The organism is Prevotella sp. C561, assembly GCF_000224595.1.
Classification (GTDB): domain Bacteria; phylum Bacteroidota; class Bacteroidia; order Bacteroidales; family Bacteroidaceae; genus Prevotella; species Prevotella jejuni.
On the sequence record NZ_JH114139.1, the window covers coordinates 387,728 to 397,593 of the forward strand.

Sequence of the window (9,866 nt, forward strand, 5' to 3'; positions counted from 1 at the left end):
CGCAAATGGGTTCTGTTAAATCTGTGAGTTCTGTGAGAGAAAAATGCACCCTACGACTTTTGCATACGTGCGCTCTGTGAGAGAAAAAGCCTCCCCCAACTGCTCTCAAACATTCTTTTTCTCACAGAATAACACAGATGAACAGAACACACAGCATTTCACAGAGCCCTTGCGGGCGGCAGAACTCACAGAACCTTACAGCCAATTTTAGCAGAAACGCTCTGTGTTCTCTGTATGCCGGAGGCGTTCTGTGGGCTCGAAATGTGCGCCAAAAAGCTCCGTGAACTCTGTGCGCTCTGTGAGAAAAAAACTTCCAATGAACAAACGCATGCACCAAAAAGGTTCTGTTAAATCTGTGAATTCTGTGAGAGAGAAACCTCACCAGCGTGAGAGAAAAACCTCCCCACGCTTCGTATCAGTAGTCCAAAAGGTGCAAGCTCACCTATTTTTAGTATTTTAGGATTTGATTTTCAAGGTATTAGAAGAATGTTTTTAGCTAATGTAGACAGGTAATGTGCAATACAGAAAGATGACGAAAAAGAAGAAGGGACACACACTGTGCGCCCCTTCTATTCGTCTTATACCTTCTGTGGAGTCTTTCTTTCTACCTCCGTAAGGAAGCCACTTCGATAAGCATAGAGGAGTTCCTCGAGTGCTTCTATCTGTAGGCGTAGCTCTGTACCCTTATCGGTATCTTCTACACGCAGCCTTTGTTGGTTCATCTCAACAATCTGTGTGGTCGAAACAATGTCTGTTCCTCGTTTGATAGCATCCTCGGTTGAGGTGAAAGGCTCGTGCTGTACGAGTTGGAAACCACGTGAGTGGAACACCAATGTATAGCCCGCAATACCCGTCTCCTTATGGTAAGCCTGTGAGAAACCACCATCAATGACCATCAACTTACCGTTCGCTTTGATAGGGTTCTCGCCCTTGACGACATGAACAGGCATGTGACCGTTGATAATATGACGGTTAGGCTGAGGCACATCGAACTCGTCTAAAATCATGTCGACAATCTCCTCGTTGTCACGCATCTCAAAGTAATATCCTTTCTTCTCGTGGTGTGTCTCCTTGTCGGCTATAAAATAGCGTTCGAAGGTGGCCATCTTAGCCTTGTCAAAGAGCGGACTGTCTGGTCCTGACCATAGATAGAGGAAGAAATCAATAGCGTCTTGTCGTTGCTCTTCTGTCTGTAGGTCGTTGTTAGACTGGAATGCCGAACGTATCTTCATACCTGTCTGATAGAGCAACTCCTTACCCTTCAGTTTCACACCCGGTTCTATCTCAACCTCCTTTAGTTTCCCTTCTTCGGTGAGCGGGATAGATGCATGGAAGAGAAGGTTATGGTTGAATATGTTATACATACAGCCATGACGGAGCAGAGAGCGGATATGGCTACGTAGCTTCTCACTACCCGTGAACGACTGATGAAGGCGGTCGATGAGAGCCTGTTCAGCCTCAGTCAGCTTGTCGGGGTGCTTAGGGTCGATGGTAGGGAAGTTGCATGAGCGCATCTGATATTCCTTGCCATCAAGTTTAATCATACCCTTCTTATAGTCAATCGCATTGAGGAGGCGTCGGTCATCCATCTTCCAAAGAGGGTGACGGCTTATCATCTGCGACTCAATCTTGAACTGAATAACACTGATAGCCTTGTGCATCTGTGCCGTAAGGGTTAGGCTACGTTCGTCGAGCGGATTGTCTTTTGACACCTTCGGGATGAACTCCTCGCATGGATCGTCACCATAGACATCCATTGCGAAGGTGGCCAACTGGATAAGATTAATACCATATCCGTCCTCGATAGTAGCCATGTTAGCATAGCGAAGGGCAATACGAATGACGTTACAGATGCAAGCATCGTTACCTGCAGATGCTCCCATCCATAGGATGTCATGGTTACCCCACGTGATATCCCAGTTATGATAGTTCTTTAAGGTGTCCATAACGATGTGAGCACCCGGTCCTCTGTCGTACATATCACCCAAGATATGCAGCTGGTCGATGACTAATCGCTGGATAACCTCGCATATAGCGATGATAAAGTCGTCGGCCCGTCCGGTGGAGATAATCGTCTTGATGATAGCACTCACATAGTCGGTTTTATCCTTGTCGTCGGCGTGTTCGTGTAGTAACTCTTGTATGATGTAAGAGAAATCGGCTGGTAATGACTTTCTCACCTTCGAGCGAGTGTATTTACTGGATACGTCACGACAAACCTCAACGAGGCGGTGTATTGTGATATGATACCAATCCTTAATGTCTTTCTCTTGCTTTTTAACGAGCTCTAACTTCTGTGCTGGGTAGTAAATCAACGTACATAGTTCCTGTTTCTCCACGTTCCTCAGTCGCTCACCGAAGAGTTCGTTCACCTTTCTTTTGATGTTACCAGAGGCATTCTTCAGTACGTGTTGGAAGGCTTGATGCTCTCCGTGAATATCAGCAAGGAAATGTTCAGTACCCTTAGGAAGGTGTGCGATGGCCTCAAGGTTGATAATTTCTGTAGATGCTTCAGCGATGTTTGGGAACGATTTAGCTAAGAGTCGTAGATATCGTTCATCCTTTTTTAAGTCGTATTTCTTCTTTGTCATGTTCAATGTCTTTGTTCGAAATTGTTTCTTATCATGCCCTTTGTCTTCCTATCATTGCGTGGAGGGAAGGGCATAAAACCCTCTTTTAAGAGCGTCTTCTCCGCCAGTAGTTGTATCATCCGACATGAATAGCGATAGAGACGCAGGTGGCGAAGCACTTCTGCTAAGCGGTCTTCGTCGTAGTCATTATACTTTATAACTTTGTATAAATCAGTCAGTAAGCGTAGTGACAGTCTCTTTTTTCGTTCTATCTGACGTGTGTTTGCAATGATGGTAGCTATCTGCTTGAAGATAGCGTCTTCTTTGCTTGTATAGTCATCGAGCCTTTGACGGGTCATGGGGAGGTTCCCAACAAGTTTGTCTGTGTCCACTGACGTTGTTTCCTTGGGTCGTAACAATGGGAAACGACGGATGGCTGCGGTGTCGATGGCGGGTGCGTTGAGTTGTAAACGGCTGATAGCACTATCGACAATCTCCCTTACTCCCTCGTCATCAGCATAGAGTAAGACTCTTCTCCATTGTTCTGGGTTGAGGCTTCGTAGGTTGAGAAGCTGGTCACTCGGTAGGAGGTTGTGTACAGACTCCTCTGCTAAGCCAACGTGAAGGAGGCTTGGGATGGCGTCTTTCTCCATTGCCGTCATGACAAACTGGTAACGTGTGTCGAGTACTTTACGATAGAATGTTATCGTCTGTTGTGCCATCTCGTCATCTGTCAACGTATTGTTTAATACGCTATCACGCACTACATCAATGCGTTTCGTCCATCCCAATGACAGTATCTCTTGCTTTTCATGCTCGCTACTGACGAGGAGAGCTTCCGTTGATCGCACCATCTTAGCTTGATAGAGTAGGGCCTTAACCTTCTTTCTCATGCCCTGCTCCGTCGTCCTTGCCCGTTCGTTAAGTTCCCAATGCGGTGAGAAGACAACGGCACAATGCTTCTTTGCAGCCCAATTAGCGTAGGACGCGATATGATACTGCCAGCAAGAATGAATATGAACGATGTCAGGTTGGAAATCAGCAAGGAGCTTCTTGAAATCACCCTGTTGTGTAATCGTTTTAACATCAGCATATTCTTCCTGCGCAGAGGTGAGCCGCAGCAGTTGATCAGAGAGCAGATTGCCTGCCTTTATACTGTCTATGTAATGGATAATGCGCATTTATAGTTTGTGAGAGATGAAGTCATACTTGTCTGCACGATGGTATTTTAGCTTATAACCAAGGTGTTTCCATGCAATGGCAAGCTCGTATGGGATAATCTTCCATGCTGGAATGTCTAAGTCGAAACGGCGTAATGCTTTCTTACCGATGGTTAGTCGGAGGATAAGGGATAGTATAAGTGCCAGTCCAGCAGCTGCTGTAATGGTCCACATACCGAGGAGGTAAGACACAGCGAGTGCTGCACACTGCAACACATAATTGCCATGTAGGGCCGTCTGGTCGATGTAAGGGAGGAGACGATGGCGTGTTGTCCGCTCAAGGTGTTGGCGATTCTCCATATAGAAGAGGTGTCCTCCGAGCCAAACCTTATCTGTTGGTGCCTCTTCAATGAGCGTTCCTTCAGGCGAGTTCTCGAACGTCAGGTTGTCAGCCTTCGCATACTTATTCACCATGAAGTCGTATTCTCCACGTATATACTTGAGGTTTCCACGAAATCCCTCAGCCTGTAAGAAGGTCTTCTTACGGAACACTAAGGCATTAAAAGGGCATGCATAGGCCCTGTTATGCTGGTATTCACGCATGAAATAGCGGGCTAAGTAATGACGCTCAAAGCGTCGATAGTCGGGCGTCTCATCCTCGTATCGGGTGTAGCCGACAACGAGCTCTTTCCCTTCTTGGCAGTTTCTTGCAAGGGCTTGCAGCCAGTTATCACCCGTAGGAAAGCAGCAGATGTCAGCCATCAAGACCCAATCATACCTTGCAGCCTTAACTCCTAAGGTGATGGCAAGCTTCTTCTTGCTCATATAACGAGACGATTCAGGGATGAAGGTGGTGTATAGATGGGTGTTGGAAGCAAAGCGCTTGAGCACATCACTTGTCTCATGATCATTCTGAGGGGCCACGACAATCACCTGAAAGTCTGTTGGATAGTCCTGATTCAGATAGAGTGGGAGGTTCTTTGCAAGCTCCTGTGCTTTGTCGTGAGGCGTGAAGATAATTGAGATGGGAGGTAGTGACGGGTGTTCCTCGGCCTTGTCATCAAGCTCCGCTATCGTTTCCTTCCCCTCTTCCTCAGGCTCCTCTTCAGTGCTTGTATCGTCACTTTCGTTGGTAGAAGATGGTAAACCATACGCAACAATCCCCACTCTTCGAAAGAAGGGATTGAACAATGAGGTCAGTACTGCTACCAGTATCAGCACTACTGAGGCTATGATGGTTGTATTATCAAAAGTGAACATTGATTTAATTCGTTATTGTTTATAGTTCGTCGGAGGTGTAACCAGCAGGCAACTTCCTACAGTTATATTGCGAAGCCATGATTTCTCCGTATGCACCAGCAGACCGCATCGCTATCAGGTCACCCCGATGTACGGTGTTGAGGGCTATTGCCTTTGCAAAAACATCACTCGATTCGCATATCGGACCCACCACGTCATAGGTGGACAAAGGGCCGTTGTTGGATAGATTCTCTATCTTATGGCTTGCTTGATAGAGGGCAGGTCGAATCAAGTCGGTCATTCCTGCGTCTACGATAGCGAACTGTTTTGCCATCCCTTGCTTGACATACAGCGTGCGAGTAATGAGACTTCCCATCTGTCCAACGACTGCTCTTCCTAACTCAAAGTGTAACTTCTGTCCGTCTCTTAACTTTAGATAGCGTGCGAAAGTATAGAAGTAAGACTTAAAGTCAGGGATGGGGTGGCTGTCAGGCTGGTCGTAGTCGATACCCAATCCACCGCCAACATTGATGTTCTTAATCGTTATATTCTCCTCTTCCAGATGGTCTTGTATCTCGTTGATGCGGCTGCAGAGGTGGCGAAAATCCGTCATTTCGAGCAGCTGAGAACCGATGTGAAAGTGTAAGCCGATAAAGTGGATGTTCGGCATCCTGCTTGCTTCAAGGATGGTAGGGAGCATGTCCTGCATCGCAATACCAAACTTATTCTCAGCCAGACCAGTGGTGATCTTCTCATGTGTATGTGCCCCTACGTCAGGGTTAATACGGAAGCAAACATTGGCTATCTTGCCCTTCTTGGCTGCTAACTCATTGATAATCTCTAACTCAGCGACACTTTCTACGTTGAAGCAGAAGATGTTCTTGTCCAGACCAAGGTTGATTTCCCAGTCGGCTTTACCCACCCCAGCATAGACAATCTTGTCTGCTGGGAAGCCACAGTCTAAACTTCTTTGTATCTCACCACCACTGACACAGTCGGCTCCCAGTCCTGCCTGTTGGATAATGTTCAGTACTTTAGCGTTCGCATTGGCTTTAACAGCATAGTGAACGACGAAGTTCTCATACGTATTCAACTCATTGTTAATAGCTTGCAAGGTCTCCCTTAGGAGGTTGCAGTCGTAATAATAAAATGGAGTCTCCATCTTATTAAACTTATCAATAGGGAATTCTTGTGTCATGTGTGTTGTGTCGTGATGTAGTGTTTATCTGAGTTATTGAGGAGACATACGCCCTCGTATGTCCACTTGTCTGCTTTTGTCATGAACAGGCGAGGGCGTTCATTCCTTCGGATAAATACTTATTGTGAATTTATCAGTTCTTGCCTTAGTTAAAGAGGACGCTTGAGAGCGACTGCAAGGCACGCTTCTTATCCTCTTCACGGATAAGGAAAGAGATGTTGTAGTTGCTGCCACCGTAGCTAATCATGCGTACAGGTATGTCCTTCATTGCGTCAGTTGCCAATGTCTCAAAGCCTACATTGCTCCAGTCGAGGTCGCCCACCACGCATACAATACACATATCTGTATCGACGGTTACAGTGCCATACTTCTTCAATTCATCTACTATCTCAGACAGGTGACTATCGTTCTCAATGGTCATAGACACGCCCACCTCACTGGTAGTAATCATGTCGATAGACGTCTGATAGCTCTCGAAGATTTCAAACACCTTACGTAGGAAGCCCGAAGCACCAAGCATTCTGCTTGACTTAATCTTAATGGCTGTGATATTATCTTTGGCTGCCACGGCTTTAATCTTCCTCCTTACCAATGTGTTATTGATGATAGTTCCCTCCGCATCAGGGTCCATTGTGTTCTTTAAACGAACTGGGATACCCGCATACTTAGCAGGTTGAACACAGGTAGGGTGTAGAATCTTCGCACCGAAATAAGCCAACTCTGATGCTTCCTCAAAGTTCAGTTGGCGCACAGCCTCGGTCTTCTCCACCACACGTGGGTCGTTGTTGTGCATACCATCGATGTCTGTCCATATCTGAATCTCCTCAGCGTTGACAGCAGCACCTACGAGTGAAGCTGTGTAATCAGAGCCACCACGCTGCAAGTTGTCCACCTCTCCGTAGGCATTACGGCAGATGAAGCCTTGTGTGATATATATCTGATAACCCTTGTTCTCGTCCATGATGGCTGTCAGATGCTCTTTGATATACTGTGCGTCAGGCTCCGCATTCTTATCAGTGCGCATGAAATCGAGTGCAGAAAGTAATGTTGCTTTAACGCCTTGTTCCTTTAGATAGTTCACAACCATATTGGTTGAGAGTATCTCACCTTGTGCTACAATGCTTTTCTCTTCGAACGAAGTGAACAGATCCTTGGTGAATGTGCGTAGGTAGTTGAACTCTTCATTAAGGAACTGGCGTGTCTTCTGTTTGTATTCCTCAGTCGAATACAGCTCTTCAACATGTCCGAGATATTTCTGTTCGAGGCTGTTGATAAGTTCGTTAGCACCCTCTGGGTTCTTGCGATAGAGGTAGTCAGATATTTCTATCAGTGTGTTTGTCGTTCCACTCATTGCTGAGAGCACGATGAATGTTGGCTCTCCTGACTTTGTTATCAAGGCGGCTACGCTCTTCATTCGTTCTGGTGAACCAACAGAGGTACCTCCAAATTTCATTACTTTCATCATCTTCAATCTTTCTATATGTGGATTTTTGCTGAGCTCTACGGGCTTAATCGTTTGGCTCTTGTTCGTCAATAGTCTCTACAGGGGCCGTCTCTTCGGCTAATTCGCACACCTGCTTCTTGTCGGTAAGGAGGGTAAGCTGGCCCTCATGACAGCGATAGACCTTACCAGGGAATTGGTCGAGGAGGTTGATGTTATGGGTTGACATGATAACTGTCGTCCCTGCCTTACAAGTGTCTTTGAGGATACTAACGATGTTGGCAGCCGTCTCTGGGTCGAGATTACCCGTCGGTTCATCGGCAATGATAATCTTTGGAATATTCAACAAGGCACGTGCTATGGCAATACGCTGCTGTTCTCCACCAGAGAGTTCACTTGGCATTTTGGTTCGCTTGTCGGTCATGCCCACCTGTGCTAACACCTCATCAATACGGCGGTCAATCTTTTGACTGTCGTTCCAGCCCGTTGCCTGCAAGACAAACTTGAGGTTCTTTGCTACAGAACGGTCATGTAAGAGTTGGAAATCTTGGAAGATAATACCCATTTGCTTACGTAGGGAAGGGATGCGACTACGCTTGATATTGGGCATACTCTCCTCAAGTACGACTGCCTTCTCTGCGTCTTCACTGTCAATGTCCAGCTCGCCATAGATAGTTTTCAACAGCGAACTCTTACCCGAACCAACCCGGCCAATGAGATAGATAAACTCTCCTGTTTCTGCTTGAAAGTCAACGTCTTTCAGAATTAAGCGTTCATCTTGATATATGTTTACCTTCTTGTAGTCTATTAACATGATTATCTCTGTATGATTTATTATTGTCGATTGATACTTTCGTCCGTTGTCTCTTGACAAGGATTTATTCTGCAAAGGTAGTAAAAAACACTGTAATAGCTGCAGGAAATAAGAGGTTTAACGCATTTACACTTTATTATGAATAAGCAAGAACAGCTTTCACAAACCATCACGGCTGTGAAAGCTGATAGAACCCCTACTGTTAGAGGCTCTTAATCGCTGAATACTTGTCTTTAGATGAGTTTAAGACGTAGTCTTATTTGTGTTTGGTTTGTTGGCGAAAAGCTGCTTTCAGCTTATTAGAGAAGTCTACTGACTGTGCCGAATCATTGAAGTTAATGTAGATATCTTCGTTGTTCTTAGTCGTGATATGTGTCACATTCGTATCATCTGAATGTAAGTATAATAGCACATCCTGCCCTTCTTCGGTCTTGAAATGACCCACATTAATTTCGCCAAGTGACATTCCGTTTGTTCTTACCCCAATGGGTGGCACGGTAGCGTTGCCGTCTACTTGCGTAATACTTGCTATCGGTATTTCCTTAGCATACGACCCTTCAATAAACAGCGTGTCATTTCTAATCATCGTGTTGTTGTCGTTCCCAGTGATTGGGAGGGCTGCAATGAGAGGGATCATACCTAATATCACAATGATCGAAAGCATGAGCACGAGCAAGCCTTTCCCTTTCTTCTCTATCATGTACAGCTGTAACAGCATGTAAACGATAGCTACTATCTCAGGGACGAGTATGACGACAAGTTGATAAGTTTCCCAATGAAAGACAAAACAGGTGAAGCCACCGACGAGGATGATGCTACCAGCTAATATTAGTGCTATCTTTATCCTCCTCAGCCGTTTAAGTCCTTCCTCACTTTTAAGTTTCGCTTTCGGTATTCTTGACCCAAAATTGATAGAAGAATCAGGTCCGATAGTGCTGCCGATAACGATTAGTGGTAAGCTCATCAGTAATATTACAATGATGTCCATCATATCTTTTCTTGGTTTAAAGTTATTCTTCTACGATGTTCTGTGCTCCTAACTGCATCCTATCTGACGGTATTATCTAATCTATTGCAAATATATAATAATATTCAATACGGCGCAACTATTTAGAAGAATAAATCTTTCTATATTGATGAAGATTGATGTTCTCTTACAAAGAATAGTGATGACAGCACATAACATCATCACCTAACACCCAACATCCAACACCCTTCTGGCCCCAGCTGGCCCCTCCCCCTTCCCCTCCCCCGAAGGGAAGGGGAGTGATCACCGAGATACCCCTATAGAGTGGATATAGGCTTCGCATTGTCCTTTATTAGAAGTCTTGTATGAGTGTCTTGGTGTGTTTTTTCTCACAGATTTACACAGAATAACAGAACACACAGGGGTCAGAAAAATAGCGGCCCCTCCCCGGCCCCTCCCCGAAGGGAAGGGGAGTAA

The 9,866-nt window shown here is 45.5% G+C and carries 7 protein-coding genes; all 7 read right to left on the reverse strand.

Annotated elements, in window-relative coordinates; translation table 11 throughout:
• Window positions 1-578 precede the first annotated feature (578 nt).
• Window positions 579-2,591 (reverse strand): fructose-1,6-bisphosphatase, encoded by a 2,013-nt coding sequence (locus tag HMPREF0666_RS01255; RefSeq protein WP_009010468.1) that lies wholly within the window; start codon window positions 2,589-2,591, stop codon window positions 579-581.
• 2 nt (window positions 2,592-2,593) lie between these two features.
• Window positions 2,594-3,751 (reverse strand): glycosyltransferase, encoded by a 1,158-nt coding sequence (locus tag HMPREF0666_RS01260; protein ID WP_009010469.1) that lies wholly within the window; start codon window positions 3,749-3,751, stop codon window positions 2,594-2,596.
• Window positions 3,752-4,990: a glycosyltransferase gene (locus HMPREF0666_RS01265; protein WP_009010470.1), complete on the reverse strand. Its 1,239-nt coding sequence runs from the start codon at window positions 4,988-4,990 to the stop codon at window positions 3,752-3,754.
• A 19-nt stretch (window positions 4,991-5,009) separates the two neighbouring features.
• The gene (gene lysA / locus HMPREF0666_RS01270; RefSeq protein WP_009010471.1) at window positions 5,010-6,167 is read right to left on the reverse strand and encodes a diaminopimelate decarboxylase; all 1,158 of its coding nucleotides are present in this window, start codon (window positions 6,165-6,167) and stop codon (window positions 5,010-5,012) included.
• Window positions 6,168-6,312: 145 nt separating this feature from the next.
• Entirely contained in the window at window positions 6,313-7,629 is a 1,317-nt protein-coding gene (locus tag HMPREF0666_RS01275) for an aspartate kinase (protein ID WP_009010472.1), read from the reverse strand.
• A 46-nt stretch (window positions 7,630-7,675) separates the two neighbouring features.
• On the reverse strand, window positions 7,676-8,422 hold the full coding sequence (locus HMPREF0666_RS01280) for a cell division ATP-binding protein FtsE (protein WP_009010473.1): 747 nt from the start codon (window positions 8,420-8,422) through the stop codon (window positions 7,676-7,678).
• Between the two features lie 256 nt (window positions 8,423-8,678).
• Window positions 8,679-9,413, reverse strand: coding sequence for a hypothetical protein (locus HMPREF0666_RS17600; RefSeq protein WP_009010474.1), 735 nt, complete (start codon window positions 9,411-9,413; stop codon window positions 8,679-8,681).
• Window positions 9,414-9,866 lie beyond the last annotated feature (453 nt).